This is a genomic window from Tsukamurella paurometabola, from assembly GCF_900631615.1.
Taxonomy (GTDB): Bacteria; Actinomycetota; Actinomycetes; order Mycobacteriales; family Mycobacteriaceae; genus Tsukamurella; species Tsukamurella paurometabola_A.
The window spans coordinates 896921-923300 of the sequence record NZ_LR131273.1 but is presented as its reverse complement, the minus strand read 5'-3'; the positions used below and the strand labels follow the sequence as shown (position 1 = coordinate 923300).

Genomic DNA, 26380 nt, shown 5'->3' with positions numbered 1-26380 from the left:
TGGCGTAGTGAATACGCGGCAGCTCGGTTTCGGCGCCCTGGCCGGGCTCGCGGCGGCGATGGGACTCGGCCGGTTCGTGTACACGCCGATCCTGCCGCTCATGCAGGAGCAGACCGGGATCTCCCCCGGTTCCACCGCGATCGTCGCCACGTTCAACTACCTGGGCTACTTCCTCGGCGCACTGGCGCTGGCGCTCTGGCCGCGGCTGGCCCGCAGCACGGTGCTGCTGCGGGCCTCGCTGATCGCCCTGGTCGCGAGCGAGATCGCGATGGTGCTCGCCGTGAACGTGCCGCTCTGGTCCGCGGTGCGACTGATCGCGGGCCTCGCCAGCGCCGTCGTCTTCGTCTACTGCGCCGGCGCCGTCGCCGGGACCGCGGCGGCCGGCGTCGCCTTCTGCGGCGTCGGCGTGGGGATCGCCGCATCGGGCGTGCTCGTCGTCGCGCTCGGCGAGGTGGTCGGCTGGCGCGCGCTGTGGTGGGTGGCCGCCCTCGCCACCGCGGTGTTCGGGGCGTTCGCGTGGCGGCTCCCGCCGGGCGGGGGCGGCACCGTCGACCGGCCCGACGGTGCCGCCCCCGCGGGCGCCCCGCTCCGGCCCGGGATCGCGGGGTGGGCGCTGGGGATCAGCTACTTCCTCGAGGGGCTCGGCTACATCGTGCTCGGCACCTTCCTCGTCGCCGCGGTCGCGGTGGGCGGGCGGTCGTGGGAGGGCCCCGCGGCCTGGGTGATCGTCGGGCTCGCCGCCGCCGTCTCGCCGCTGATCTGGGCGCGGCTGCGGCGGTACCGCTCCGCCGAATCGCTGCTGGTGATCGCGCTGCTGCTGCAGGTGGTCTCGGCGGTGCTGCCCTCGCTGGTGCGCGGGCCTGCGGCCGCGGCGGTCTCCGCGGTGCTGTTCGGCGGCACGTTCATCGGCGCGGTGATGCTGTCGATGGAGGCCGGGGCGCGGATCGGCATTCCGCGTTCGGCCGCGGTGCTCACCGCGGGCTACGGCGTGGGGCAGATCGTGGGCCCGCTGGTCGTCGCGCCGATGCTCGGGGACGGCTACGACGCCGCGTTCCTCACCGCGGGCGGCGTCCTCGTGGCCGCGGCGCTCCTGGCCGCGGTGGCGCGCTGGACGGCCCCCGATCGGGTGGCCGCCGGGGCTTGACTATTTTCCAAAACAGGAAATAATTGCGAGGTATGGATGGCAGCAACCTCGCAGCAGCAGTGATCTACCGCGACGCCCCCGCCGCCCTGGAGTGGCTCGAGAAGGCGTTCGGTTTCGAGACGACGATGGCGATCGACCCGCCGCCGGACCAGCCGACGATGGGCCACTACGAGATGGACTGCGGCGGCGGCCGGATCATGGTCGGCTCCGAGTGGAGCGACTCCGCGCGCAGCCCCGCCAACGTCGGCGGCGTGAACACCCAGTCGCTCCACATCCAGCTCGACGGCGACATCGACGCGCACTGCGAACGGGCCCGCGCAGCCGGGGCGACGATCGTTCAAGAGCCCGAGGACCAGTTCTACGGCGACCGCACCTACCGGGCGGCCGACCTCGACGGTCACGTGTGGACCTTCGCGCAGCACGTCCGCGACGTCGGCCGAGCCGAGGCGGAGGCCGCCATCGGCACGTCGATCCGGGCGAAGAACTGGTCGTGACGGCGCCTCAACTGGACGCGACCCTCGCGGCGCTCTCGGATCCCGTGCGCCGCCGCGTCGTCGAACTCCTTGCGGAACGGCCCCGCCGGCCGGGCGAGCTGACGGCGGAGACGGGGACCAGCCCGTCGACCCTGAGCAAGCACCTCCGGGTGCTGCGCACGTCCGGACTGGTGAGCGAGGAACACCCCGCGCACGACGCACGCGTGCGGATCTACACGCTGCGCTCGGCGCCGATGACCGAGTTGCGCGGCTGGCTCGAGGCCACCGAACGCGGCTGGGCGCAACAGCTCACCGCGTTCCAGGACCTGCTCGCGGAGGAATCGTGACGCCCGCGCACGGCGTCTCCCGGGACCCGGACGCGTCGCGGGTGCTGGTCGCGCTGCGCGTGCCCGCGACACCCGAGCGCGCCTTCGCGACCTTCACCGACCGGATCGACGACTGGTGGGTGCACAACGGGCTGTTCCAATTCACCCGCGGACGCACCGGGACGATGGTCTTCGAGACCGGGCCGTCGGGCCGGCTGCTGGAGCGGTACGACGACGGCACCGAGTTCGTGATCGGCGAGGTCCGCGCCTGGGATCCGCCGCACGGCTTCGTGATCGGCTGGCGCCAAGCCGGGTTCGAGACCGGACAGGACACCGAGCTGCACGTGTCCTTCGCCGCGGTGCAGGCCGATCCGCCGTCCACGCGCGTCACCGTCCAGCACTTCGGGTGGGACGCGATTCCGCCGGAGAACGCAGCGCGGCACGGCTTCCCGCTCCCGGTCTTCTCGCTGCGCTTCGCGCAGTGGTGGCGGGACCACCTCGCCGCCCTCGCCGGTCTCGCCGGGTGATCGATCAGCGGCGCGTCAGGACGGCGTGAAACCGAGCGTCGCGGGTACGCCTTTCGCGCGCGGCGCGGTGTAGTAGGCGGTCACCGTCTGACCCGGGAGCACGCGGACGGGGAGGTGCAGCCAGGCGAAGGTGGCGTCGTCCGTGTTACATGCGACGCGCAGCAGCCGATCGCCCGCCTCCACCGTCAGTGTGTTCGTCCTCCACATCGTCGCCGGCGGCCACTGCTTGACGAGGCCGTCCACGGTGGCCCAGACGTCCGGACCGTTGCCGCCCAGGTTGATGAGATCCGTCGGGTCGCGGGTCCACAGGAAGTCGGCGATGCGGTCCACGAGGTCAAACCTCTGCCAGAATCCTCGCCGGCCCCGTCGGCAGTGGAGCACGATCCGGCCCGTCGGGCGCCCGGCTTTCGATGACTGTGGATGCACCGTTTCCCTCCTGGGTATCGGCGAGGGGCCTCCTCGCCGATACCCAGGGTCGGTGCGACTGCTTGGCTTCGCCTTGCTCGCCGGTTGGCGCTGAGGTTCAGCGTTGCCGGAGAGTGCGCTCGGGTAGTCGGCTACCGACGGCGGAGAGCGCGGTCAGCTCGGCGAGCTGCTCCGCGGTGAGTGCGACGGTGGCGGCGCCGAGGTTGTCGCCGAGGTGCTTTCGTCGCGTGGTGCCGGGGATCGGGACGATGTCGTCGCCCTGCGCCAGCACCCACGCGAGCGCGACCTGGGCGGCGGTCACCGTCGAACCCGCCGACGAGAGCTCGGCGGCGATGGCGTCGATCCGGTCGACGAGCCGCAGGTTCGCCTCGAGGTTCTCGCCCTGCCACCGCGGGATCGACTGGCGGAAGTCGTCGCCGCCCAGCGCCGCGGCGACGGCCTTGCGGTCGGCCGTGAGCAGGCCCCGGCCGAGCGGGCTGAACGGCACCAGGCCGGCGCCCACCTCGCGCGCGGCCTGCAACGGGCCGTCCTCGACGTCGCGGGTGAAGATCGAGTACTCGGATTGCAGCGCGGCGATCGGGTGCACGGCGGCGGCCTTCCGGATGTCGTCGGCGGAGGCCTCGGAGAGCCCGAGCGTGCGGACCTTGCCCGCCGCGACCTGCTCGGCCATCGCGCCCACGGTCTCCTCGACGGGCACCTGTGGGTCGACGCGGTGCAGGTAGTACAGGTCGATGACGTCGACGCCGAGGCGGCGCAGCGAACCGTCGACGCACCCGGCCACCCGCTCCGGCCGGCCGTCGAGGCCGATCGGCCGCGCGTTCTCGTCGTTGACGAAGCCGAACTTGGTGGCGAGCACGATCTCGTCGCGGTGCGCCTGCACGAACGGGGCGAGGAACTCCTCGTTGGCGCCGTTGCCGTACATGTCGGCGGTGTCGTAGAGCGTCACGCCCGCGGCGAGGGCCGCCTCGAGCGTGGCGCGGGACTCGGCGGGGTCGGCGGCGCCGTAGGCGTGGCTCATGCCCATGCAGCCGAGGCCGAGGGCGGAGACGCGCAGGTCACCGAGGGTGCGGGTGGGGAGCATGTCAGTCCTCCTGGGAGTCATGGGGTTCGACGGTGCCGGGCGCCCCGGCGGGTCCGTCCGGGGCGGCGACGCAGTCGCCGAGTGCGCCGCCGTAGGTCGCGATCTTGTAGTCGATCACTGCGAGCGAGTACTGCAGCTCCTCGATCTGCGCGGCCGTGCGGGCGCGGTGGGCCGTGAGCAGCGCGAGCCGGGCGGGGATCGTGGCGTCCCCGCCGTCGACGAGGTGGATGTACTCCGTGATGTCGGAGATCGGCATGCCGGAGAGTCGGAGCCGGGTCAGGAAGATGACCCGGGCGATCGCCCGCGGGCCGTAGCGGCGGTGACCGGCACCGTCGCGGTCGACGGTGACCAGCCCTATCCGCTCGTAGTAGCGCAGGGTGTGGCCCGAGACGCCCACCAGCTCCGCCAGTTCCGCGACGGTGAGCGGGCCGTCCTGCGCCGGCCCGGCGAGCAGTTCGGCGACGTCCGGCAGCGGCCCACGCGTGCCGACGATCCTGGCGAGTTCCTCTGTTCTTGCGACCACGGGAGCAACGCTAGGCCTTCGAGCGCGCTCGAAGTCAACACAGTTCTCCGGGGCACCGCCTCACCTGCGCGGGCGTCGCCGCTCCTGCGCCGCGCGCGGCGTCACCGGCGGAGCGTCAGTCCCGGTCGGGGGCCCATGGCTGGACGAAACCCAGGTCGCCCAGGCCTTCGGCGGCGGCGATGAGCGGGTAGCCGGTGGCACCGTCGATCTCCTCGCGGAGGATGTCGGCGTGGCCGGCGTGGCGGGCCACCTCCTCGATGATGTGCAGCAGGATCCAGCGCACCGTCCATCCCTCGAAGCCCTCGGGGAACCACGGGGCCGGGCGTGCGGGCGCGACCGCGTCGAGGTCCGCCCCGTCCGCGACCGCCAGGACGCGCGCGGTCGCCGCGTCGTAGCCGGCGAGCAGCGCGGTGAGGGTCTCGTCGTCGCCGACTCGGAAGTCGTCGCCCTCGGCCATCGCGTCGAGTCGCGGATCGCTGAACAGCGCCGGTGCCGCCTCGGCGCGGGCCGACGACGCGTCGACGGTGAGCGTGACGTGCTTGAGCAGTCCGCCCACGGTGAGCGTGCTGCGAGCGGGGGAGAGGCGGATCTGCTCCTCCGTGAGACCGAACGCGGTGTGCCGCAGACCGTCGAGCTGCTGCGCGAGGAAGCCGCGGAGACCCGCCCGCTCGGATCCGGCCGGGGGTGCCATGAAGGGCATGAAGAACTCCTGGGGTTGGCGGTGGTGTCCCCCAGTCAACCGCGCACCCCTGACAAGGATCGCCGGTGGGCGATGTCGCCCTCGACAGTGGTGTCAGGCCCTATCTGTGTTCGAAGCAGAGTGGTAAAATAGAAAACATGAGCTATTCGGACGACGCATTCACACTGGGCAGGCGGGTGTGCACCCCTCTGCCCCGAGTGTTCGACGGTGCGGTGTCCGGGCTCAGCGCGGCGGGTGCGTTGGCGCGTCTGCGGGTGTTGGCTGTCGAGCAGAATCGGTTGGAGGCGGAGCGGTCGGCTGTGTTGACCAGGCTCTACGAGCTGCGTGATGACGCCCGGCGGGCGCAGGAGGAGTCGTCGCGCCGGTTCGTGGACGACTGGGACGAGTTGGTCGCGGAGGTCGGTGCCGCGCTGGGTGCGGGGCGCACGGCGCGGCGTCGGCGGTGCATCGTGGGCTGGATCTGCGGGAGAGGTGCCCACGCCTGTTCGAGTTGTTCGCGGCCGGGACGGTGAGCGCGACGGTGGTCCGGGAGGTCCTGCGATCATCGGCGGCCGTCCTGGACGATCGGGTCGCGGTCGTCTTCGATGGACGGATCACGGAGTGGTTGATCGCCCGGAGCGGACAGTCGCTGTCGGTGCGGGCGGTGGCGGACGCGGCGAAGAGCCTCCTGGTGCGGTTGGACCCCGCGGCGGCACGGGAGACGCCGCCGGCGGGGCCGCGGGAGCGGCTGGAGTTCCATGCGCGTGCGGACGGGCTGGTGGATCTGGAGGCGGTGATGCCGAAGGAGCAGGCGCTGCGGTTGTCGGCACTGGTCGGGCCGGTGGCGCAGTCGGTGTGCCGGGACGACGGCCGTACCCTGGGGCAGCGGCAGGTCGCCGCGCTCGTCGCGTTGGCCGAGGGCTACGGGAGCCTGGCGTGTCTGTGCGGCAAGGATGCCTGTGACCTCCGGGAGGCCCGTCCGCGGACCGGGGCGGTGTCACAGGAGATCCGAGCCCTGGCGGTGATCGTCCTCAACGAAACCGACCTCGCCGACATCGTTGCCGACGTTGCTGATGGGGACGCCGCCGAGCCTGACTCCGAACCCGATCTGTTCACCGATGGCGCTACCTGCGAGCACGAGCAATGCGATGAGGGTGCCGCCGACGAGAGCGGCACAGCCGCCGGCACCGATGCAGGCGCCGGCGCAGGTCGCGGAGCCGTGGTCCTCGCTGGGGATCCGGGGATCACGGGCCCGGTCACCGTCGAACAGGCGCGGGAGCTGATGGCCGCCGCGCAGACGCAGTGGAGGGTCCTCGGCCGCCGCGACCCCACGACCGGCGAGGTGCACGCCCGCGGCGCCGGAGGCTATCGGCCTACCTGGTATCAGCAGCTCGTCATGCGCCTGACCTACCCCACCTGTGTCTTCCCCGGCTGCAGCACGCCCTCCGACCGGTGTCAGGCCGACCACGTCGCCGAATACGACCACCACGATCCCGCCGCCGGCGGAACCACCACCGTCGCCGGACGCGGCTCACCGGGCAACCTCCTGCCCCTGTGCGGATTCCACCACCGGATCAAGACCGAGACCGGTTGGCTCTCCGACGTCCTACCCGACGGCACCGTCGAATGGCGCCATCCCGCCGGAGGAGTCCACACCGTCCCACCTGGCACCGCCCGAGACCTACTGCCCGGGCTCGAACGGATCATCTGGGACGCGCCCGACCCGATACCGCCACAGCCGAAGAACCCCGACGGACTCGCAACTGCCGCGAAGCGACGCGCGAAGGCACGCCGAGCCCTCCGCGCGGAGAACCAGCTCCTGCGCGAGGCGCACCGCGAACACCGCACCGCCGAGGCGGAGGAGCGCGCCCGGGACCGGGAGCGCGCCGAGGCGCTGGCAGCCGGCGTGACCTACGACGACACGCGGCCGCTCCAACCGCCGCCCTTCTGAGCAGTGACGGAAGTGAGGAGAGCAACCCGTGCTTCCCCCCGACCTTTTCATTAGCGGGTATCACGATCTGGTAGGCAGTCAGGGTATGGGCGCAGTAGGGCAGAGGTACATGGTCGCGAGCGGCGAGCGGGTGGGCTTGGGATGGTTCTTGCCCGACGATTTCGCCGCTGTTCACGCCTTCGCTTCCGATCCGCGCGTGAGTGAGTTCATGACGTGGGGGCCGAACAGTCCTGCCGATACGCATCGTTTTCTCACCGAGCGACTGACGCCCTCGGCGGATGCCTTCCAGCTCGCTGTGCTCGTGAGGGGTCGGGTTGTCGGAAGCGCTGCAGTGTGGCAGACGGATTCGGCGAACATGGTCGGGGAGATGGGATACTCACTGTCCCCTGACGTATGGGGGAACGGCTACGCAACCGAAGCGGCGAAGCTGCTGATCGGGATCGGGCGTGATCGGCTCGGGCTCGTGCGAATCGCAGCGACGTGCGACGTGGACAACGTGGCGTCGGCACGGGTGCTGGAGAAGGTCGGGATGGTCCGCGAGGGAACCCTTCGTTCCCTCAAAGTCGTGCGCGGCGAGCGTCGCGATCATCACCTGTACGCGCTGATCACGCCGCAGTAGCGGTGGGATCTGCGCAGTGACTCGCCTATCGGGCCCCGTCGCTGCGGAGAGTCGGCGGAGGCTCGTGCCGGCTGCTGCTGATGTGGTGATTGGACGGCGGCACGTCTCGCCACTCGGCCTCCTCGCCGAGCGTCCACTTGCGGAAGGCGGGGGTGAAACCGCCCGACAACTCACCGCGCTTCTGTCGGCGACGGACGACGACCATCAGGATGACCGGAACGACCGCGACCGCGACGAAGAAGGCGATGATGACCGCGACTCCTGCATCCATGTATTCAGTATGGAGCATCGCTGCTGCGATCCGCCCGGTCACGCGATTCGATCGGTCAGTGGGAGCGCGCCGTCCAGCGACCGTCCTGACGGGTGATCGAGATCGGGTGGTCGAAGGCGTGGCTGATCGCGTCGGTGGTCAGCACGTCGTCGACCGCGCCCGCCGCGGTGATCCGGCCGTCGCGGATCAGGACGGCGTGCGTGGTGGTCACCGGGATCTCCTCCAGGTGGTGGGTCACCAGGATCGAGGCGAGCTCGGGGTGGGCGCGTCGCGCACCGTCGACGGTGGTGAGCAGGCGCTCGCGCGCGGCGAGGTCGAGTCCGGTGGCGGGCTCGTCCAACAGCAGCAGCGCCGGGTCTCCCATCAGCGCGCGGGCGATCAGGGCCCGCCCCCGCTCGCCCTGGGAGAGCGTCGGCCAGCGCGACTCGATGTGGCGCGACATGCCGAGCGTGTCGACGAGCTCCTCCGCGCGCGTGCGCTGCGCCTCGGTCGGTGCCCAGCGCGGCGGGAACTCCGGCGTGTTCGTCACGCCGGTGATCACGACGTCGCGCACCGTCAGCGGCGCGTCGAGGCGGTGGCGCGGGTTGACGTGTCCGATATGGGTGCGCAGCTCGCGCATGTCGACCCGCCCGAGACGCTTGCCGAGCACGTCGACGGTGCCGCGCGTCGGGTGCGTCACCGCGCCGCAGAGTCCGAGCAACGTCGACTTGCCTGCCCCGTTCGCGCCCAGCAGGACCCAGTGCTCGCCCCGGCGTACGGTGAGGGAGACGTCGTCGAGGAGGTTTCGACCGGTGCGGACCAGGTCCACGTGGTCGATGCTCAGCACGTGCGGCTCGTTCGTCGCGGTTTCAGTCACTGTCCACCTCTCCACTCAAATTGATTGGATGATTGTATGACTTCGCACCGGTGGGATCCATCCCAGTACCTCCGTTACGGCGACGAGCGCACACGGCCGTTCCTCGACCTGCTCGCCCGCATCCCCGGTGACGCCCGCACCGTCGTGGACCTGGGGTGCGGCCCGGGCAACGACGTCGCGCCGCTCCGCGCGCGCTGGCCCGAGGCGGCGATCCACGGCGTCGACTCCAGCGCGGAGATGATCGAGCGCGCCCGCACGGACGTGGCCGACCCCCGCGCGACGTTCGAGGCCGGCGACGCGACCGCCTGGCGTCCCGACGGCGAACTCCCCGACGTGATCGTCTCGAACGCCATGTACCAGTGGGTCGACCGGCACATCGATCTCCTGCCCGCCACCGCTGACGGTGCCGGCCGGGCCTTCGCCTTCCAGGTGCCGGGCAATCAGGACGCCCCGTCGCACGCGCTGCTGGCGAAGACGGCGAAGGAGTTCGGCGTCACCGACTTCCGCCGCGTCGACGTGCGCGACCCCGCCGAATACCTCGCCGTCCTACAGCGTCCCGGCTGGACCGTCGACGTGTGGGAGACCACGTACCTGCACGTCCTGCCGGGTCCCGACGCCGTCTTCGAGTGGATCTCCGGCACCGGCGCGCGCCCGGTGCTCGCGCGGCTCGACGGTGCCGAGCGTGACGACTTCGTCGCCCGCTACAAGACGGAGCTGAACATCGCATACCCGCCACGGGAATTCGGGACCGTGCTGCCGTTCCGACGGATCTTCGCCGTCGCGGTCAGGGAGTAGCGTCTACGTCCGCGCTGCGCGCTCGAAGGCGTAGTCGCGGAAGGCGCGCACCGCCCGGGGCAGCGCGGTGTCGGGTCGCCAGAGGAGGCCCACCTCGCGGGTGGGCGCGGGTCCGGACATGGGCACCAGCACGAGGCCGGGCGGCCAGAGGGGGTCCTCGTCGACCGGAAGGAGCGCCACCCCGAGGCCGGCGGCGACCAGGCCGGCGACGGTGAACGACTCGGAGGACTCGAAGGCGATCCGCGGCCGGAACCCCGCGGCGGCGCAGCGCTCCTCGAGGATGCGGCGCAGGCCGAACTCGGGGTGCATCGTGATGAAGTCCGCGTCCGCCGCCTCGGACAGGTGCACGGACGCGCGCTCGGCCAGCGGATGACCTGCGGGGACCGCGAGGGCCAGGCGTTGCACCGCGAGCAACCCGAAGGCGACGGCGCTGGTCGCGGGGCGGGGCGAGACGATCGCGAGGTCCGCCTCGTCGGCGAGCACCCGCTCGGTGACCGTCCCGGCGGCGAACTGCGACAGCTCGAACGTCACCCGCGGCTCCCGCTCCCGGAAGCCGGAGACCAGTCGCGGCACCAGCGCGACGCCGAAGGAGTGCAGGAACGAGAGCCGGATCGTGCCCTGCGACGGGCTGCGCAGGTCCGCGATCTGCGCCCGTGCCGCCTCCAGCTCGGCGTGTGCGCGGCGCGCGTGGTCGAGGTAGATCTCGCCGCTCGCGTTGAGCACGAGCCGCCCGTGCCGCCGGTCGAAGAGCGGCGCCCCGATGTCCGCTTCGAGTCGCGCCAGAGTGCGCGACAGCGTGGGCTGCGTGATCCGCAGCGCCGCCGCGGCGTCGGTCATGTGCTGGGTCTCGGCCAGTGTGATGAACCGCGCGAGGTCGTCCGCCGTGCTCGGAACGGGCCTACCAGCTGCGGTCATGCGTTATTTCTATCAGGATCGACTGATCCATGCATTTCACACATCGTCAGTTCCGGAGCAAGGTGAGTCCCATGACCGCCACCGTCGACAGCATCGGGACCGCGCCGCTCCGGGCCGGGACACCCGCGTACCGTCGGACCACCCTGGCGCTGTTCGTCGCGGGCCTGACGACCTTCGGCTCGATGTACTCGACGCAGGCCGTGCTCCCCGAGCTGACGCGGGTCTTCGGTGCGGCACCGGCGGTCTCCGCGCTCGCGGTCTCCGTCACCACCGGCCTGCTGGCGCTGGCGATCATCCCCGTCAGCGCGCTGTCCGAACGCTTCGGCCGGACCCGGGTGATGACGGTGTCGGCCGTCGCCGCCGTGCTGCTGGGCCTGGTGATCCCGCTCGCGCCGAGCCTGCCCCTCCTCCTGACTCTCCGTGCGCTGCAGGGGATCGCGCTCGCGGGCGTCCCCGCCGTCGCCATGGCCTACCTGGCCGAGGAGGTGGACGGGCGCGACCTCGGCGGGGCGATGGGGCGGTACGTCGCGGGCACGACGATCGGTGGGCTCCTCGGCCGCGTCGTGACGGCGGTGGGCCTCGACGTCATGGCCTGGCGCGGCGCCATGGAGTTGTTCGCCGTCGCCGCGGCGGTGCTCACGGTGGTGATGATCCGCACGCTCCCGGCATCGCGCTTCCACGTTCCGACGCCGGTCTCGGTGGGGACGACGGTGCGCGGCATGCTCGGCCACCTCCGCCGCCCCGAACTCGCGACCCTGTTCGTGCTCGCCTTCCTGCTCATGGGCGGCTTCGTCAGTGTCTACAACTTCCTCGGATTCCGGCTGCTGGCAGCGCCCTTCGCGTTCGCGCCCGGCGTCGTGGGGCTGGTCTTCCTCATCTACCTCGCGGGGACGTTCTCCTCCGGTGCGGCGGGCCGGCTGGCGGACCGCCGCGGCCGGCGCCGCGTCCTGCTGGGCTCGATCGCGACGATGGGCGCGGGCCTGCTGGTCACGCTGCCCGACTCGACACCCGCCGTGCTCGCGGGGATGGTCGTCTTCACCGCGGGCTTCTTCGCGGCGCACAGCGTCGCCAGCGGCTGGGTGGGGCGGCTCGCGACCGAACACCGCGCGGAGGCGTCCTCGGGGTACCTGTTCTGCTACTACGCGGGCTCGTCGGTGCTCGGGGCGTCCGGCGGCGCGGCGTTCGCGGCGCTCGGGTGGACGGGTCTCGTCGTCGCGGTCTCGGTCGCCGTCGCCGCGGCGTTCGTGCTGGTCATCGCAGTGCTTCCCGGTTCGGCCAGCGCGTGCCGGGAGCGCTGAGTAGCGTCGACGCCATGCGCATCGGAGTCCAGCTTCAGCCCCAGCACTTCACCGACTACCAGCAGCTCCGCGACGCCGTCGCCAAGCTCGAGGATCTGGGTGTCGACGTCGTCTACAACTGGGATCACTTCTTCCCACTGTCCGGCGACCCCGACGGCACGCACCTCGAGTGCTGGACGATGCTCGCCGCCTGGGCCGAGCAGACCTCGCGGATCGAGATCGGCGCCCTGGTCACCTGCAACAGCTATCGCAACCCCGATCTGCTCGCCGACATGGCGCGCACCGTCGACCACATCTCGAAGGGCCGCCTGATCCTGGGCATCGGCTCCGGATGGTTCCAGCGCGACTACGACGAGTACGGCTACGAATTCGGTACCGCCGGATCGCGGCTCGACGACCTCGGGGCCGCGCTGCCGCGGATCACCGAGCGGTGGAGCAAGCTCAACCCCGCTCCTACGCGGGACATCCCGATCCTCATCGGCGGTGGCGGCGAGAAGAAGACGCTGCCCCTGGTGGCGCAGTACGCCTCGGTGTGGCACTACTTCGTGGACCTGGAGACCTACCGGCACAAGTCGGCGGTGCTCGCCGAGGCGTGCGCGAAGATCGGTCGCGACCCGAAGGAGATCGCGCACAACGTCGCCATCCCGCGCGGCGGCGGTGTCGATGACGCGCTGGCCTTCGCCGATCAGCTCGTCGCCGAGGGAGCGACGCAGTTCACCGCCGAGCTCTCCGCTCCCGCCTTCGACTACACGATCATCGAGGCCCTCCTGCGCTGGCGCGACGCGCAGTAGGCGGCACCGTCGTTCCCGGCCGGCCGGGACGTGCGACCCGACGAAGGTCCCTGGCGGCGTGCCGTCGGACGGGGTGAGAGTGGGGCGGCGGGCACCCGTCCGCACCCCGACCCCAGGAGCGCGTCATGGAACGTTTCACCGCCGGCACCACCGTCCTCGATCGCGACGAGGCGGCCGAATTGCTGCGCCGCAAGGACGTCGGGCGCATCGTGATCGCGATCGGGGGTGAGGCCGAGGTCTTCCCCGTGAATTACGTGCTCGGCGAGGGCTGCAACGTCCTGTTCCGGACCGGTCCGGGCAGCAAGCTCGCCTCGGCCGTCGTGGCGCACGAGGTGGCCTTCGAGGTGGACGAGGTCGGTGGGGACCAGGCCTGGAGCGTCATCGTGCGCGGACCCGCGCGCGTGCGCACGGACTCGTCCGCCCTGTCGGTGACGGACGCACTGTCGCTGCGGCCGTTCATCGACGACGGCAAGTACGAGGTCGTCGAGGTCCTCGCCGAACGGGTCAGCGCCCGCGGTTTCGGCCGCACCTGGTCCTGAACCGGCGGGACATCGATCGGGACGTCCGCCGCTCCCGTCGGGGCCGCTCGCGGCCGACGATCGATCCATGGACGGTGGAACCGAGACGACCGCCACGGACGTGGCACCCGAGCGGCGGCTGCGCGCCGCGCGCCCCGAACCCGCGCGCGGCAGGCCCGCCGGCGGATGGATCCGGGACCTCGTGGTCACCACGGATCACAAGACGATCGGCGTGATGTACATCGTCACGTCGATGCTGTTCTTCTTCGTGGGCGGCCTCATGGCCCTCATCATGCGGGGCGAGCTCGCGGAGCCCGGCCTGCAGTTCCTCTCCACCGAGCAGTTCAACCAGTTGTTCACCATGCACGGCACGGTGATGCTCCTGCTGTACGCGACCCCGATCGCGTTCGGCTTCGCCAACTACCTCGTGCCCCTGCAGATCGGCGCGCCCGACGTCGCGTTCCCCCGGCTCAACGCCGTCGGCTACTGGCTGTACCTGTTCGGCGGCCTCACCGCATCCGCGGGCTTCATGGTTCCCGGAGGCGCGGCCGACTTCGGTTGGACCGCATACACCCCGTTGTCCGACGCCGCGCACAGTCCGGGCGTCGGCGGCGACCTGTGGTTGATGGGGCTGACCGTCGGCGGGCTCGGGACGATCCTCGCTTCGGTGAACATGGTGACCACCGTGCTCTGCCTGCGTGCGCCCGGGATGACGATGTTCCGGATGCCGATCTTCACGTGGAACATGTTCGTGGTGAGCGTCCTCGCGCTGATGATCTTCCCGCTGTTGGCGTCCGCGTTGGTCGGGCTGGAGGTGGACCGGCAGTTCGGTGCGCACCTCTTCGATGCGGCGAACGGCGGGGCGCTCCTGTGGCAGCACCTGTTCTGGTTCTTCGGGCATCCCGAGGTGTACGTGCTGGCCCTGCCCTTCTTCGGCATCGTCTCCGAGATCTTCCCCGTGTTCAGCCGCAAGCCGATCTTCGGCTACAGCGGGCTGGTGATGGCGACGCTGGCCATCGCCGCGATCTCGATGGCGGTGTGGGCGCACCACATGTACGCCACCGGCGCGGTGCTGCTGCCCTTCTTCAGCTTCATGACCTTCCTCATCGCGGTGCCCACGGGCGTGAAGTTCTTCAACTGGATCGGCACCATGTGGAAGGGGAACATGACCTTCGAGTCCCCGATGCTGTTCTCGATCGGCTTTCTCGTGACCTTCCTCTTCGGCGGCCTGACCGGCGTGCTGCTGGCGTCGCCGCCGCTCGACTTCCACGTCTCCGACACGTACTTCGTGGTCGCCCATTTCCACTACACGCTCTTCGGCACCATCGTGTTCGCGGCGTTCGCCGGCGTCTACTTCTGGTTCCCGAAGGCGACGGGGCGCCTCCTGAACGAGCGGCTCGCGCGCTGGCACTTCTGGCTCACCTTCATCGGCTTCCACGCCACCTTCCTGGTGCAGCACTGGCTCGGCGCGGAGGGCATGCCGCGCCGGTACGCGGACTACCTGGCGAGCGACGGCTTCACGAGCCTGAACCGGATCTCGACGGTCGGCGCGTTCATCCTGGGCGCCTCGACGCTGCCCTTCGTGTGGAACGTCTTCACGAGCTACCGCTACGGCGAGGTGGTCACGGTCGACGATCCGTGGGGCTTCGGCAACAGCCTCGAGTGGGCCACCAGCTGCCCGCCGCCGCGGCACAACTTCACCGAGCTGCCCCGCATCCGCTCCGAGCGGCCCGCGTTCGAGCTGCACTACCCGCACATGGTCGAGCGCATGCGGGCGGAGAAGCACAACGCGCGTTAGCGGGCCGGGACGAACGTGACCACGCCGCTCCACGGGGCGTCGCCGGGGGCGCGGGGGTCGGGCTGCGGTCCCTCGGCCAGACGGTGCGCCTCGGGAGCGTCGAGGCGCCCGAGCGCCACGGCGGCCGGGAACAGGGCGGCGATCCGCTCAGCGCACCACCCGCGGTTCTCGAAATGAGCCACGCCGTCGGCGGGCAGGAAGCGCCACGGTGCGCTCCGCAGGATGCCCCGGTTCCGTTCCGCCATGACCGAACCCACGCCCGCGGAGCCGAGGTCGAGGCACCAGCGGGCCACGCCCGCGGCGCGCAGAGTGTCCGCGAGGGCGTCGGCCTGAACGGGGGAGAGGTACATGACCACGCCCTCGGACAGGGCCAGGACCCGGCGGCCCGCGAGCTCACTCAGCAGCGTAGCCAGCGCGCCGGCGTCGGCCAGGTCCAGCGCAACCCGCCGCAACCGGCAGTGGGCTTCCTCGGCGGCGAGGACCGCCGCCTTGTGCTCCAGGATCGTGGGCAGGTCGACCTCGATCCACTCCAGGTCGGCGGGCAGGTCGAGCCGGTAGGGACGGGCATCGAGTCCCGCGCCGAGGTTGATGACGGTGTCGCAGCCGTCCGCGATGGCCGTGGCCACCGCCTCGTCGACCAGGACCGTGCGCGCGGTGAGGTACCAGCCGTCGCCGCCGCCCGCCGCGGGCGCCGCACTCTCCGCGATGGCGCGGCCCGTCGTACCGGCGAGGCGCGCGGCGAACGGATCGCGGAACAGCGCATCGGCCCGGGCGGATTCGACCGCGCGGTGGTGCGCGACCCAGCGCGCCGTGTCGTCGACGGTGTCGATGAGCCGGTCGTCCATATCGCCTCCCTCTATAGAAGTAGAGTGCTCTATGGTTATAGAGGATCGGGATCCGGGAGGGCAAGCATGGATGAACGGCGCACGGCGATCTGCGAGGCGGTCCTGGACCTCGCGGCCGCGGGCGGCAACCGGGCGGTGACGCACGGCGCCGTCGACAAGCGACTGAACCTCCCGAAGGGATCGACGTCGTACTACTACCGCACCCGCTCGGAACTGCTGCGCGCCGCGATCGGGCGCCTGCGCGAGCGGTCCCGCGCCGCGTTCGAGCAGGCGGCACCGGACTCCGTCGACCCCGACGTCGCGGCGGACGTGACGGCGCACCAACTGCACCTGTTGCTCACCGACCGCCGGCGCGACGCCCTCGCGCGGTACGCGCTCGCCCCGGACGCGGAGGCGGAAGGGCTCGCCGCCGACCTCGCGACCTGCCTGTTCTCCGTGCCGCTCGCGACCGGCCTGTTCACGGCGCTCGGCACCGTCGACCCCGGCCGGGCCGCGGCTGACCTGGTCAGCCTGCTCGAGGGCCTGCTCTTCGACCGGCTCCACGGCGCGCGCTCCCTGGCCCCGCCGCGCACCCCGGAGGCGAGCATCGCGGACCTGCGTGGGCCGATTGCCCGGTTGTTTCTTAGAAGCTACTAACGAACACTGCTGGATTTGCGCTGAGATCGACAGTGCCGTAAATCATCTGGCGCACGGATTCCTGGCGACCAGCGCCACCCGCTGTCCAATTCAGATCGCCCCGCACAGTTGCCTTCGCGGCGCCGAGCGCATCCGGGGTGATCGTGAGCTTCGTGTAGTCGGTGGGCGCGGTCCATGTCACCTCTCCTGCGGTACCCAAGGTGTATGACATCTGCTTGCAGCCGGCCACGTCGGAGGCGTCCCACTTCCGTGACTTCGCACAGCCCTCGGCCCACTCACGTACCGCTTGGCGTGCAGCCTCGGCCCCGGATTCAGTGACCGCAGTACGCACCGTCATGTAGCGGGTCGACGGCGTGAACGGTGCGAGCGTGCTGCCCACCGATGAGTCAGAGGTGATCTGTAGGTTGTTCGTTGTCGTACCCCAGTACAGAGGGCCTGGGAAGACGTTGATCTTTGTCGTGCCCTCGGAGAGCTTCGTGCCGAACAATGTCGCCAGACCTAGTACCGCGGGGGTCGTGGTGCCGAGCGTCACCGTGAGGACGCCGTCCTCCAGCTTCCAACCATCAGCACGCTTGTTTACCTTGATGCTCCCGCTGACCACCTGATCGCCGACGTTGTAGTTTGCGGCGATCGTCGTGAACTCGCCCGCAGACATGCCCTCGGACAGCTGGACGCCCGTGATCTTGTCGCGCTGGTACTGCGCCTTGAGTGCGGAATCTGTGAGGAATCGCTTGTCGTTGGCGGGATCCGACAGGCTCAGCGCCGTCGCGGCATCGCCGCGATTGAGTGCGTCGAGATACCGGGAGACCACGGCCTTGGGGCTGGTGTCATCTGAGCCCCCAGTCATTACGGCGACCACGGTGACCACGGCGATGATCGCCACCAGTGCGATGCTGCCGCCCGCGAGCCACCACCGATATCGGGCGGCGAAGGACTGGGGGCGGGGAGGTGGTCCTTGCGGTGGAAAGCCGCCGAACGGCGTACCCGCCGGTGGGCCGGCATATGACCCTAGTGGGCTGGGGTGCGCCATTGCAGGGCCAGGCTGCTGCGCTCCAGGCTGCTGGACGCTCGGTGGCGGCGGGCCTGCGGGGGGAAAGCCGGGTGCGCCGGGCTGCTGAGACTGCTGCTCAAACCGTTCGTTCGGATTCTCTGGGTTGGTCATCGCTGTCCCTCGATGTTCTTCAGCACAATCTTTCCGATCTCGCGGCCGGCGTCGGTGTTCCCGCCACGGCAGTAGTTGGTCGCGATGGTGAGATTCTTGTGGGTCTGGAACGTCAGGGTGCATACCCACGGCCCGTCGTCCGCGGGGGTCACCGTTGTGGCCCAGGCGAGAGGAGCGGTGGCGCTGAGGATGCTGACGGTGCGGTCGTACGGCCTATTGTTGGGCGCCTCGGGTAGTTGGGTGAACTTGGTGCAGGTGGTGATCACGTTCTTGACCGACTCCTGCGCGGCGTTCGCGTCGGCAGCGGAGGGGAAGACTCCGACCTGCACGTAGCCGAACGCACGGTACATCTCGGCCGTGTTGTCGGTATACCGCTGCCCCGCAACGCTGGTGGTCTTCCCGATGGCGGACTGGCTGAAGGGTGCCGACGCCAGGGCGCAAGCGGCGGGCTCTGTCTTCGAGTCCGGATCGATCCCGGTATAGGGCGAGTTGATGGCTTTGAAGGACTGCAGCGTCACATCTGTCATCTGCTGAGCGGACGGCAGCACCGATGCAGGGATGATCCGAAGCACGCTCGAATCTTCGGCGTTTTCCGCGGGCTCGGCGGCGGACGTAGCGGGAGCGGAGCCGAATGTGAGTTCGTCGTCCTTCTTGGTGGCCTGCGCGATGACGATCGCTACCACGGCGATCACGACGATCGAGACGATCGCGATGAGCGACACCAGCAAGGGGACAGGGATGCGCCGCTGCTTGGGCGGAGGAGGCGCACCCCAGCCGCCATTCGATGGTTGGTACTGCTGTTGGAATTGCGGCGGATACGGCACCTGCCCGTGGGGATGTCCGCTCTGGTGGTAATGCTGGGGATCCTGGTCGGACACGGCGATCCCTTTCTCGGTCCTCGCTCCCCGGCGGCACCGGTGGACGCAAAATTCGGACTCATACTAAAGGACTGCGCGGTACCAGTGCGGGCTGCAGCTCCTTCTGTGAGCGTTAAACTACGGCGCATGACCTACGGCACCCTGATCCTGCTCCGTCACGGCGAGAGCGAGTGGAACGCGTCCAACCAGTTCACCGGCTGGGTCGATGTGGCGCTGACGGAGAAGGGGCGCGGCGAGGCCGTCCGCGGCGGTGAGCTGCTCAAGGAGGCCGGCCTGCTGCCGGACCTCCTGTACACCTCGCTGCTGCGCCGCGCGATCACCACCGCGAACCTCGCGCTGGACGCCGCGGACCGGCACTGGATCCCCGTCGTGCGCGACTGGCGCCTCAACGAGCGGCACTACGGCGCGCTGCAGGGCCTGAACAAGGCCGAGACCAAGGACAAGTACGGCGACGAGCAGTTCATGCTGTGGCGCCGCAGCTACGACACCCCGCCGCCCGCGATCGACCCCGCCGACGAGTACAGCCAGACCGACGACCCGCGGTACGCCCACCTCCCGCAGGTGCCGCTCACCGAATGCCTCCTCGACGTGGTCAAGCGGTTCGTGCCCTACTACCAGGCCGTCATCGAGCCGCAGGTCGCGCAGGGGAAGACGGTGCTGGTGGCGGCGCACGGCAACTCGCTGCGCGCCCTCGTCAAGCACCTCGACGGCATTTCCGACGCCGACATCGCACAGCTCAACATCCCCACCGGGATCCCGCTCACCTACACGTTCACCGAGGACGGCACCGTCGCCAACCCCGGCGGCACCTACCTGGATCCCGAGGCCGCCGCCGCCGGCGCCGCTGCGGTCGCGAACCAGGGCGCCAAGTAGTCGTTTCGGTACCGCCCCTTAAGTTTCTCCTCAGGCTCCGGGGCCGCCGAGGAGATAGGTTGGGTCACATGGCTGACGTGACTGTGACCCACTCCCCGGAACAGGAGCGCTACGTGCTCACCGTCGACGGCGAGCAGGCGGGCTACCTCGACTACGTGGACGAGGTGGACGTGCGGCTGCTCACCCATACCGTGGTCGATGCGGAGTACGGCGGCAACGGCTACGCGGCGGTGCTGACCAAGGCCGCCCTCGACGACGTCGTCGCCTCCGGGAAGACCGCCCGGGCGGTGTGCTCGTACGTCGCGAGCTACGTGACGAAGCACCCCGAGTACGCCGCCGTTGTCGAGGTGGCCGCCGACCGGTAACCCGTTGTTCACCAATCGTTCCCGATGTGAAGAATCGATGGGGGACCTGGGTACACTGACCGCGTGACTGTGGCCCTCTGTGTGGTGTCCGCCCTGGTGGGCGCCCTCATCGGATGGCTCGCGCGGCGCGTCCGGCAGCGGGTGACCACCGCCGAACCGGCCGGCCCGACCCGCATGACCGTGGCCGAGCTGCACCGCGCGGTGATCCGCGAATCGCCCACCGGGCTCGTGGTCGTCGACCGGTTCCGGGACGTGATCGCGTGCAACGCGCGCGCCGAGGAGTTCTCCCTCGTCCGCGAGCAACTCCTCGACGACCGGGTATGGGAAGCCGCCTCCGGGGTCCTCGAGACCGGGGCGCCCCGCACCGTCGAACTGACGGTCTCACGGCGATCGGACCGGGCGAGCATCGCCGTCCGCTGCCGGGTCGAGCTCATCCAGGGTGCGGAGCCCGACGAGCAGTACGCCGTCGTCTACGCCGACGACGACACCGAGAACCAGCGCATGGAGGCCACCCGCCGCGATTTCGTGGCGAACGTCTCGCACGAACTCAAGACCCCGGTCGGCGCGATCGGGCTGCTCGCCGAGGCGCTGCTGGAATCCGACGACGATCCGGAAGCCGTGCGGCACTTCGGTTCCCGCGTACTCGTCGAATCGACTCGCATGGGCAACATGGTCAACGAGTTGATCGCCCTCTCCCGCCTGCAGGGCGCGGAGAAGCTCCCCGACCTCGGCAGTGTGGAAGTCGACGACGTGGTCGGCGAGGCCGTCGCGCGCGCCCAGGTCTCCGCCGAGGCGAACAACATCTCGCTCATCGTCGACCAGCCCTCCGGCCTGGAGATCCGCGGCGACGACACGCTGCTGCTCACGGCCCTGTCCAACCTCATCTCCAACGCGATCGCCTACTCGCCGCAGAACACCCAGGTCTCGATCAGCCGCCGCCTGCGCCCCGCCACCGGGCCCGACGGTGCCGCATCGGTCGAGATCGCGGTCACCGACCGCGGCATCGGCATCGCCCCCGAAGACCAGGAGCGCGTCTTCGAGCGCTTCTTCCGCGTCGACAAGGCGCGGTCCCGGATGACCGGCGGCACCGGACTCGGTCTCGCCATCGTCAAACACGTCGCCGCGAACCACGGCGGCACCATTAGGCTCTGGAGCAAACCGGGCATGGGTTCGACCTTCACGCTGGTGCTGCCGGCGCCGGTCGAGCCGGGCGCGGGCCCTGCAGAGCGCGACGACCACAGTGAGGATGTACTGCGGTGACACACGTACTGATCGTCGAGGACGAGGAATCGCTGGCCGACCCGCTGGCCTTCCTGCTCCGCAAGGAGGGCTTCGAGACCACCGTCGTGACCGACGGTGCCGAGGCCCTGCGGCACTTCGACTCCGCCGGCGCCGACATCGTCCTGCTCGACCTCATGCTGCCCGGCATGAGCGGCACCGACGTGTGCAAGCAGCTGCGCGCCCGCTCGTCCGTGCCGGTCATCATGGTGACCGCGCGGGACAGCGAGATCGACAAGGTCGTGGGCCTCGAACTGGGCGCCGACGACTACGTCACCAAGCCCTACTCCGCCCGCGAGCTCATCGCCCGCATCCGCGCGGTGCTGCGCCGCGGCGCCGACACCGCCGCCGCGGACGGCCTGGACGACGGGGTGCTCGAGGGCGGCCCCGTGCGGATGGACGTCGAGCGGCACGTCGTGACCGTCGGTGGCGAGGCCGTGACCCTGCCGCTCAAGGAGTTCGACCTCCTGGAGTACCTGCTGCGCAACAGCGGCCGCGTCCTCACCCGCGGGCAGCTCATCGACCGCGTCTGGGGCGCCGACTACGTGGGCGACACCAAGACCCTCGACGTGCACGTCAAGCGCCTGCGCAGCAAGATCGAGGCGGACCCGGCCAACCCGAAGCACCTGGTCACCGTCCGCGGCCTCGGATACAAGCTCGAGCCGTAGGCGCCGCGCCGCTCACGGCCGGAGGCGCGGCTCCCCGTGGCACCGACGCTCGTCGGCGGCCGCCGCCCGAAGTCGGTCCGCCGGTAGGTTCGTCTCCGTGGGGATGTACGACGTGAACTGTGCGATCACCGGCGTGAGCCTGACGTACACCGAGGCCGCGATGGTGGTCCTCAGCCGGAAGCCGGGCGGCGTCTATCGTCCGGCGGCGCTGCCGATGGTCGGAGACTACGACTACTACGGTGGCATCACGCCGGAGGACAGCAGCAGGAACACCGAGCTGATCGCGGCCGGAATCGCGCAGGCGACGAAGTCCGGGAGGTATTGGACGGACGACGGGTGGCCGTCCGGCGGCTGGGATCCGTCCATCCATGAGGTCATCAGCAACCTGGTTCGCAACATGTGCGAATGGCTGGGGTTGTACGCGGGGGAGGAGCCACCCTCGGATTCCGGCACGACGTTCGACGGCGTCCCGCTCGTCTTCGCGCTCATCGCCCGCCCCGTGTGGGACGCGATCGTCGCTGACAGAGAAGGGGAGATCGATGTCGCCGGCGCCTTCGGCGCTGTCTTCGGCGACGAGCCGTTGCCGCGCGCGCTGTACGGCTGCGGGGGCGGGGCACCGAGCTCCGAGCTGACGGCCCTCGCCGCAGTCGACCGCTTCCTCGCCACGCGCGGCATGCGCTGGCAGTCGCATGCGGATGGGCTCGCCGGCGATGGCTTCGGAGGGCAGCACTCCCACGAGGAGATGCTCGCCTGGCTGGACCGCGCCCGCACCGAATTCGCCGATGACCCCGTGCTGGCCGCCGGGCTCGACGCCTACGAGACGGTTCTGACGGCCTCGATCGCCGAGCTCGACGAGGGTGGTCCGCCCGCTTCCGCCGGGTCGCGCGATGCGCCGAGCGCGCCCGATGTGGCGAGTCCGTGCGCCGACCTGAGGCCGACCGCGTCTGTCACGTGCGGGGTGCACCATCTGAACGGGCTCACCGCGTGGATGCCGACGTGGTCCGTCGAGACGGATCTGCATGCGCCCAACGGTGAGGCTCAGGCCACTCGCGCGGGGCTGACGGTGCGGGTTCCCGGGATGTACCTCGTCACCGCGCAGATGCCGTGGGAGGGCGCCTCTGGCGGTGAGAGTCTCATGTGCAAGGTGTACGCCGAGGGGATGCAGATCCTGGAATCGACGAACATCGCCATGACGTGGGAGAACGTCAGCGTCATCTCCGGCCTCGTTCCGCTCACTGCCGGCCAGCGGATCTTCCTGAGCCTCATCCATTCCGGACCCCGCCCCATCGCCGTCGGTGGGCCGATCCAGGGCGGGGTGCAGGCGCGCCTCGCCATGACCAGGATGGCCTAGACCCGATCAGGGTGAGCTACAGCTCCACGTACTTCATGTCGTAGTTCTGCCGCTCCGTCGCCGCGGCGGTGGCGGGGTGCACGGCGACCAGGCGGTCCTGGCGCGCCTCGCACTCGCGGGCCAGCGCGGCGTAGGCATCCTCGCCCAGCAGCTCCGTCAGCTCCGGGGCGTAGCTCTGCCACACCTGCTGTGCGCCGACGTGCGCCTCCGGCGAGCCCGTGCAGTACCACTGCAGGTCCAGGCCGCCCGCTCCCCAGCCGCGCCGGTCGTACTCGCCGATCGTGGTGCGCAGGATCTGCTCGCCGTCGGGGCGCTCGATCCACTCCTGGGTGCGCCGGACGGGCAGCTGCCAGCACACGTCGGGCTTGACGGTGAGCGGCTCCACCCCGGTCCGCAGGGCCATGGCGTGCAGGGCGCAGCCCTCACCGCCGGGGAAGCCCGGACGGTTGAGGAAGATGCAGGCACCGTCGTACCGGCGGGTCCGCAGGGCGGGCTCGTCGTCGAGGTCGTCCTCCTCGAGGTACCCCTTCTTCCCCAGTCCCTTGCTGCGGAACTGCCAGTCGTCGTCGGTGAGCTCGGCGACGGCCTTCTTCAGCCGCTTCCTGTCGTCCTTGTCCGAGAGGAAGGCGCCGTGGCTGCAACAGCCGTCCGTCTCGCGGCCCGGCTCGATGCCGTGGCACGAGGGGGTGCCGAACATGCACGTCCAGTGCGAGAGCAGCCAGGTGAGATCCGCGGCGATGAGGTGCTGCGGATCGGCGGGATCGGTGAACTCCAGCCACTCGCGCGGGAAGTCCAGGGGGACCTCGGGCACGGGGCGCCCCTTCGGCTGAGCGGCGGACCGCCGCAGGCCGGGCATCGGAAGGTCGGTCACAGGGGCCACGGTAGTCGGGTCTAGATTGGCGGGGTGAGATTGGGAGTCCTCGACATCGGGTCCAATACGGTGCACCTGCTCGTGGTCGACGCCCACTGGGGTGCGCACCCGACGCCGATGAGCTCGACCAAGGCCACGCTGCGGCTCGCCGAGAAGATCGAGCCGAGCGGCCGGCTCAGCCAGGCCGGCGAGGACGCCCTCGTCGAATCCGTCGAGGAGTTCACCAAGATCGCGCGCAGCTCCGGCTGCTCCGAGGTGATGGCCTTCGCGACCTCCGCGGTCCGCGACGCCAGCAACACCGACACCGTGCTCGCGCACGTCAAGCAGGCCACCGGCGTCGACGTCGAGGTGCTCTCCGGCGCCGACGAGTCCCGGCTCACCGCGCTCGCCGTGCGCCGCTGGTACGGCTGGAGCGTGGGCCGGGTGCTCAACATCGACATCGGCGGCGGCTCGCTCGAGATGAGCAACGGCGTCGACGAGGAGCCGGACGTCGCGCTCTCCCTGCCGCTGGGTGCCGGCCGGATCACGCGCGAGTGGCTTCCCGACGACCCGCCCGGCCGCCGCCGCGTCGCGATGCTGCGCGACTGGCTCGACGCCGAGATCGCCCCCGCCGCCGCCCGGCTCGAGGCCGCCGGCACGCCCGACCTGGTCGCCGGCACGTCGAAGACGATGCGCACCCTCGCGCGGCTCACCGGCGCGGCGCCCTCGTCCGCGGGCCCGCGCGTCAAGCGCACGCTCACCGCGAGCGGGCTGCGGCAGCTGATCGCCTTCATCAGCCGGATGACGGTGGCCGACCGCAAGGAGCTCGAGGGGCTCAGCTCCGACCGAGCGGGCCAGATCGTGGCCGGTGCGCTGGTCGCCGAGGCCGCCATGCGGGCGATGAAGGTCGAGGAGTTGGACATCTGCCCGTGGGCGCTGCGGGAGGGCGTGATCCTGCGGTATCTGGACACGCAGGCGGGCTTCACGCCGGAGAGCAGCCGGTAGAGCCCATTAAAGGCACGAAGTAACATAACGGACCGCCGCGTGTGCCGTCACGATTGCGCCGCGGTGTACAAGTAGAATCTTCTGAGACCACACAGGGCGTGAGTGGCGGGTGTGACAATTCCGGCACGCGCGGGGCCCACGAGGCCGACGAGCCACAGGACGGTGACGTGATGAGCGAGGAGCGAAGGATTTCGCTGGCGGAGCTGCTCGCCAGGGAAGGCGAGCCCGCACCCGCGCCGACGGGCGGGCGCCGCCGGCGCCACCGCGGTGGCGAGAACTCGATCACCGTCGCCGAGCTGACCGGCGAGATCCCCGTCGTCCGCGACGACGCCCCCGCGCCGGGCGCCGACACGCGCGCCGCGCAGACCGAGGCCCAGGCCGCGCCGGCCGCCCCGCAGGCTCCGCAGGCACCGACGACCCCGCAAGCGGCCCCGCAGGCACAGCAGGCCCCGGCCGAGCCCGAGGTCGTGACCCCGGAGGTCGAGCCCGAGGCGGCGGCACCGGCCGCCGAGCCCGCGTCCGCGCCGCGGACCGACGTTCCCCCGCAGCCCGACCAGGACGACGACGAGCCGATCACCTCCTCGTTCCTCGCCGCCGCCGTGGCCGATCCCGGCCCGGCCGAGGCGCCCGCGCAGCAGGAACCCGAGGCTCCGGCCGTGGACGAGACGCCCGCGCCGGACGAGGCCCCCGCCGCGCGGGAGAGCCGCCGTTCCGGGCTGCTCCGGTGGAACCGTGGCGCGAAGGCGCAGGAGCGGGAGGCGACCGCACCGTCGGACGAGCCCGCGGAGGCGGACCAGCCCGCCGACGCACCCGCCGCCGAGGCCCCCGCCGCCGCGCAGGCGGCCGACGCACCGTCGGAGAACGCGCCGTCGGAGAACGCACCGTCGGAGGACGACGGCAAGGACTACGCCTGGTCGCGCTGGGACCAGGCCGAGACGCCGATCATGGCGACCGCCGACTTCAACACCGCGCAGGTCCGCGAGCGGCAGTCGCGGTTCGCGGAGGTCGAGGCCGACGACACCGTGGACGTGAAGCCCGTCGCCGTGCCCGCTCCCGATGTCGACGCGCCCGCCGCTCCCGACACCGCCTCGATGAGCGCGCAGCAGATCGACGACGCCCGCGCCGAGGCGACTCCCGACTTCCTCGCCAAGACCGGCGACGACGTCGTGGACGAGGACGCCGACGAGAAGTCGGGCGGCAAGGGCCGCGGCTGGCTGCTGCTCGCCGGCGAGGTCCTGCTCGGCCTCGTGGCCGGCGCCGGCCTGTTCTACGGCTTCTTCAAGCTGTGGAACTGGGGCGGCGGCAAGGCGACCATCGCGCTGACCGTCGTGCTGGCGTTCATCGTGATCATCGGCATCGTCACCTTCACGCACTACCTGCGGAAGACCACCGACTACCTCACCCTGGGCCTGGCCCTGTTCGTGGGCCTGGTGATCACCTTCGGTCCGCTACTGATGGCGCTCGGCTCGAACTGAGTA

Annotated in this window: 31 protein-coding genes; 20 read left to right on the top strand and 11 right to left on the bottom strand. The window is 70.7% G+C overall.

Annotated elements, in window-relative coordinates; all coding sequences use genetic code 11:
• The first annotated feature begins 7 nt into the window (after positions 1 to 7).
• Genes ELY19_RS04830 through ELY19_RS04815 form a run of 4 tightly spaced genes read left to right on the top strand, consistent with a single transcriptional unit; the run spans position 8 to position 2470 of the window.
• Positions 8 to 1144: a YbfB/YjiJ family MFS transporter gene (locus ELY19_RS04830; protein ID WP_126195196.1), complete on the top strand. Its 1137-nt coding sequence runs from the start codon at positions 8 to 10 to the stop codon at positions 1142 to 1144.
• A 32-nt stretch (positions 1145 to 1176) separates the two neighbouring features.
• The gene (locus tag ELY19_RS04825; protein ID WP_126195195.1) at positions 1177 to 1638 is read left to right on the top strand and encodes a VOC family protein; all 462 of its coding nucleotides are present in this window, start codon (positions 1177 to 1179) and stop codon (positions 1636 to 1638) included.
• Complete coding sequence (locus ELY19_RS04820; RefSeq protein ID WP_227967187.1) at positions 1635 to 1964, top strand: ArsR/SmtB family transcription factor; 330 nt, start codon at positions 1635 to 1637, stop codon at positions 1962 to 1964. Before ELY19_RS04825 ends, ELY19_RS04820 begins: the two co-directional genes overlap by 4 nt.
• On the top strand, positions 1961 to 2470 hold the full coding sequence (locus ELY19_RS04815) for an SRPBCC domain-containing protein (protein ID WP_126195194.1): 510 nt from the start codon (positions 1961 to 1963) through the stop codon (positions 2468 to 2470). Before ELY19_RS04820 ends, ELY19_RS04815 begins: the two co-directional genes overlap by 4 nt.
• Before the next feature lie 15 nt (positions 2471 to 2485).
• On the opposite strand, the gene ELY19_RS04810 is transcribed toward ELY19_RS04815, so the two are convergent.
• The 4 genes from ELY19_RS04810 to ELY19_RS04795 form a co-directional block, all read right to left on the bottom strand.
• On the bottom strand, positions 2486 to 2800 hold the full coding sequence (locus ELY19_RS04810) for a hypothetical protein (protein WP_126195193.1): 315 nt from the start codon (positions 2798 to 2800) through the stop codon (positions 2486 to 2488).
• 193 nt (positions 2801 to 2993) lie between these two features.
• Positions 2994 to 3977 carry an aldo/keto reductase gene (locus tag ELY19_RS04805; protein WP_126195192.1) on the bottom strand — a complete coding sequence of 328 codons (984 nt, stop codon included), beginning with the start codon at positions 3975 to 3977 and terminating at the stop codon, positions 2994 to 2996.
• A 1-nt stretch (position 3978) separates the two neighbouring features.
• Entirely contained in the window at positions 3979 to 4500 is a 522-nt protein-coding gene (locus ELY19_RS04800) for a MerR family transcriptional regulator (RefSeq protein WP_126195191.1), read from the bottom strand.
• A gap of 115 nt (positions 4501 to 4615) precedes the next feature.
• A complete protein-coding gene (locus ELY19_RS04795; RefSeq protein ID WP_126195190.1) occupies positions 4616 to 5200 on the bottom strand; it encodes a DinB family protein in 585 nt (194 codons plus the stop codon).
• Between the two features lie 137 nt (positions 5201 to 5337).
• On the opposite strand from ELY19_RS04795, the gene ELY19_RS23365 reads away from it, so the two are divergent.
• The 3 genes from ELY19_RS23365 (at position 5338) to ELY19_RS04785 (ending at position 7749) form a co-directional block, all read left to right on the top strand.
• A complete protein-coding gene (locus ELY19_RS23365; RefSeq protein ID WP_164711518.1) occupies positions 5338 to 5712 on the top strand; it encodes a hypothetical protein in 375 nt (124 codons plus the stop codon).
• A complete protein-coding gene (locus tag ELY19_RS04790) occupies positions 5709 to 7130 on the top strand; it encodes an HNH endonuclease signature motif containing protein (RefSeq protein ID WP_416222722.1) in 1422 nt (473 codons plus the stop codon). Before ELY19_RS23365 ends, ELY19_RS04790 begins: the two co-directional genes overlap by 4 nt.
• Positions 7131 to 7239: 109 nt before the next feature.
• Entirely contained in the window at positions 7240 to 7749 is a 510-nt protein-coding gene (locus ELY19_RS04785) for a GNAT family N-acetyltransferase (RefSeq protein ID WP_126195188.1), read from the top strand.
• 25 nt (positions 7750 to 7774) lie between these two features.
• Here ELY19_RS04785 and ELY19_RS04780 read toward each other — a convergent pair whose 3' ends face one another.
• Both ELY19_RS04780 and ELY19_RS04775 read right to left on the bottom strand, forming a co-directional pair.
• A complete protein-coding gene (locus tag ELY19_RS04780; protein ID WP_126195187.1) occupies positions 7775 to 8020 on the bottom strand; it encodes a hypothetical protein in 246 nt (81 codons plus the stop codon).
• Between the two features lie 55 nt (positions 8021 to 8075).
• On the bottom strand, positions 8076 to 8876 hold the full coding sequence (locus ELY19_RS04775) for an ABC transporter ATP-binding protein (RefSeq protein WP_197715984.1): 801 nt from the start codon (positions 8874 to 8876) through the stop codon (positions 8076 to 8078).
• 36 nt (positions 8877 to 8912) lie between these two features.
• On the opposite strand from ELY19_RS04775, the gene ELY19_RS04770 reads away from it, so the two are divergent.
• Positions 8913 to 9671 carry a methyltransferase domain-containing protein gene (locus ELY19_RS04770; RefSeq protein ID WP_126195186.1) on the top strand — a complete coding sequence of 253 codons (759 nt, stop codon included), beginning with the start codon at positions 8913 to 8915 and terminating at the stop codon, positions 9669 to 9671.
• Between the two features lie 3 nt (positions 9672 to 9674).
• Here ELY19_RS04770 and ELY19_RS04765 read toward each other — a convergent pair whose 3' ends face one another.
• Positions 9675 to 10586, bottom strand: a complete 912-nt coding sequence (locus ELY19_RS04765) for a LysR family transcriptional regulator (protein WP_126195185.1) — start codon at positions 10584 to 10586, stop codon at positions 9675 to 9677.
• Positions 10587 to 10657: 71 nt separating this feature from the next.
• Here ELY19_RS04765 and ELY19_RS04760 point away from each other — a divergent pair, with 71 nt between their 5' ends.
• The 4 genes from ELY19_RS04760 (at position 10658) to ctaD (ending at position 14991) form a co-directional block, all read left to right on the top strand.
• Positions 10658 to 11884 (top strand): MFS transporter, encoded by a 1227-nt coding sequence (locus ELY19_RS04760; protein ID WP_164711516.1) that lies wholly within the window; start codon positions 10658 to 10660, stop codon positions 11882 to 11884.
• 14 nt (positions 11885 to 11898) lie between these two features.
• Positions 11899 to 12675, top strand: a complete 777-nt coding sequence (locus ELY19_RS04755; protein WP_126195183.1) for an LLM class F420-dependent oxidoreductase — start codon at positions 11899 to 11901, stop codon at positions 12673 to 12675.
• Positions 12676 to 12800: 125 nt separating this feature from the next.
• Positions 12801 to 13214: a pyridoxamine 5'-phosphate oxidase family protein gene (locus tag ELY19_RS04750; protein ID WP_126195182.1), complete on the top strand. Its 414-nt coding sequence runs from the start codon at positions 12801 to 12803 to the stop codon at positions 13212 to 13214.
• A 67-nt stretch (positions 13215 to 13281) separates the two neighbouring features.
• On the top strand, positions 13282 to 14991 hold the full coding sequence (gene ctaD, locus ELY19_RS04745) for an aa3-type cytochrome oxidase subunit I (RefSeq protein WP_126195181.1): 1710 nt from the start codon (positions 13282 to 13284) through the stop codon (positions 14989 to 14991).
• Here the strand turns inward: ctaD and ELY19_RS04740 are convergent.
• On the bottom strand, positions 14988 to 15836 hold the full coding sequence (locus ELY19_RS04740; RefSeq protein ID WP_126195180.1) for a class I SAM-dependent methyltransferase: 849 nt from the start codon (positions 15834 to 15836) through the stop codon (positions 14988 to 14990). The two genes, ctaD and ELY19_RS04740, sit on opposite strands and share 4 nt — an antisense overlap.
• A 66-nt stretch (positions 15837 to 15902) precedes the next feature.
• Here ELY19_RS04740 and ELY19_RS04735 point away from each other — a divergent pair, with 66 nt between their 5' ends.
• Positions 15903 to 16472, top strand: a complete 570-nt coding sequence (locus ELY19_RS04735) for a TetR/AcrR family transcriptional regulator (RefSeq protein ID WP_126195179.1) — start codon at positions 15903 to 15905, stop codon at positions 16470 to 16472.
• Here ELY19_RS04735 and ELY19_RS04730 read toward each other — a convergent pair.
• Positions 16459 to 17355, bottom strand: a complete 897-nt coding sequence (locus ELY19_RS04730) for a hypothetical protein (RefSeq protein ID WP_126195178.1) — start codon at positions 17353 to 17355, stop codon at positions 16459 to 16461. The two genes, ELY19_RS04735 and ELY19_RS04730, sit on opposite strands and share 14 nt — an antisense overlap.
• Before the next feature lie 275 nt (positions 17356 to 17630).
• Complete coding sequence (locus tag ELY19_RS04725; RefSeq protein WP_126195177.1) at positions 17631 to 18512, bottom strand: sensor domain-containing protein; 882 nt, start codon at positions 18510 to 18512, stop codon at positions 17631 to 17633.
• A gap of 126 nt (positions 18513 to 18638) precedes the next feature.
• Here ELY19_RS04725 and ELY19_RS04720 point away from each other — a divergent pair, with 126 nt between their 5' ends.
• The 5 genes from ELY19_RS04720 (at position 18639) to ELY19_RS04700 (ending at position 23047) form a co-directional block, all read left to right on the top strand.
• On the top strand, positions 18639 to 19385 hold the full coding sequence (locus tag ELY19_RS04720) for a phosphoglyceromutase (protein ID WP_126195176.1): 747 nt from the start codon (positions 18639 to 18641) through the stop codon (positions 19383 to 19385).
• Positions 19386 to 19453: 68 nt separating this feature from the next.
• Positions 19454 to 19750, top strand: coding sequence for a GNAT family N-acetyltransferase (locus ELY19_RS04715; RefSeq protein ID WP_126195175.1), 297 nt, complete (start codon positions 19454 to 19456; stop codon positions 19748 to 19750).
• Between the two features lie 63 nt (positions 19751 to 19813).
• The gene (locus ELY19_RS04710) at positions 19814 to 21010 is read left to right on the top strand and encodes a sensor histidine kinase (RefSeq protein ID WP_126195174.1); all 1197 of its coding nucleotides are present in this window, start codon (positions 19814 to 19816) and stop codon (positions 21008 to 21010) included.
• Positions 21007 to 21696, top strand: coding sequence for a response regulator (locus ELY19_RS04705; RefSeq protein ID WP_068523801.1), 690 nt, complete (start codon positions 21007 to 21009; stop codon positions 21694 to 21696). Before ELY19_RS04710 ends, ELY19_RS04705 begins: the two co-directional genes overlap by 4 nt.
• 103 nt (positions 21697 to 21799) lie before the next feature.
• Positions 21800 to 23047, top strand: a complete 1248-nt coding sequence (locus tag ELY19_RS04700) for a hypothetical protein (protein ID WP_518166002.1) — start codon at positions 21800 to 21802, stop codon at positions 23045 to 23047.
• 16 nt (positions 23048 to 23063) lie between these two features.
• Here ELY19_RS04700 and ELY19_RS04695 read toward each other — a convergent pair whose 3' ends face one another.
• Positions 23064 to 23903, bottom strand: a complete 840-nt coding sequence (locus ELY19_RS04695; protein WP_126198694.1) for a DUF3109 family protein — start codon at positions 23901 to 23903, stop codon at positions 23064 to 23066.
• 48 nt (positions 23904 to 23951) lie between these two features.
• Here ELY19_RS04695 and ELY19_RS04690 point away from each other — a divergent pair, with 48 nt between their 5' ends.
• Both ELY19_RS04690 and ELY19_RS23360 read left to right on the top strand, forming a co-directional pair.
• A complete protein-coding gene (locus ELY19_RS04690; RefSeq protein WP_126195172.1) occupies positions 23952 to 24902 on the top strand; it encodes a Ppx/GppA family phosphatase in 951 nt (316 codons plus the stop codon).
• A gap of 170 nt (positions 24903 to 25072) precedes the next feature.
• On the top strand, positions 25073 to 26377 hold the full coding sequence (locus ELY19_RS23360) for an Rv0497 family membrane protein (protein ID WP_164711515.1): 1305 nt from the start codon (positions 25073 to 25075) through the stop codon (positions 26375 to 26377).
• The last annotated feature ends 3 nt before the right edge of the window (positions 26378 to 26380 follow it).